This window comes from Treponema endosymbiont of Eucomonympha sp. (genome assembly GCF_001028545.1).
Map to the genome: position 1 here is coordinate 1 of NZ_BBPW01000433.1, position 594 is coordinate 594.

The following is a 594-nucleotide window of genomic DNA, read 5'->3' on the forward strand; positions in this document are numbered from 1 at the left end:
TTTTACGGCGATTTGGGCGATTCCATTCAAAAAATTGCCGGAAGCGTAAAGAAGGGCGGAAAAATAATTTATGTTGTCGGGGACAGGACGGTCAAAAACGTCAAGCTTCCGACCGACCAATTCATTGCCGAAAAATTTGAAGAAAACGGTTTTAAGCACAGTATCACGTATGAACGCGCCTTGAGCAACAAAGCTATGCCGTGCAAAAACTCTCCGACAAATAAAGCGGGCAAAACGGTGAATACAATGCTGTCTGAGTATATTGTGGTGTGTGAAAGATGAGGCGTCCGCGCAGATAGGTGCGCTCTATGGGTTGACGCCTGACGAGAATGCGTTATGAGAAAGAATTTAGAACTGGCGCGGCGCTTTTTCCGAGACGCAGGCGATTTCGCCAAAACTCGCCTGTTCCGCCGCATAGATTATCAGCGCCTTTACCCAGTTCAAAAACGCACCGTTCGCGCGGAGAATGAAGTCTCCAGCCATACTGCGCGGCGCGCTCCTGTTAGGTGAATGACCTCGCCAGCCTGTTTTTCTGTTCTACCGGACTTTCATAGTGTTCTACAAGATATTCGTAGCGTTCTACGGAACCTTGGT

1 protein-coding gene and 1 pseudogene are annotated in these 594 nt (G+C 48.5%); one reads left to right on the top strand and one right to left on the bottom strand.

What is annotated here, in order from left to right; genetic code table 11:
• Window positions 1-282, top strand: a pseudogene (locus tag AWU74_RS12015) (modification methylase); the annotation flags it as partial.
• A 66-nt stretch (window positions 283-348) separates the two neighbouring features.
• On the opposite strand, the gene AWU74_RS13235 reads toward AWU74_RS12015, so the two are convergent.
• Complete coding sequence (locus AWU74_RS13235; RefSeq protein ID WP_282955541.1) at window positions 349-483, bottom strand: hypothetical protein; 135 nt, start codon at window positions 481-483, stop codon at window positions 349-351.
• Window positions 484-594: the final 111 nt, after the last annotated feature.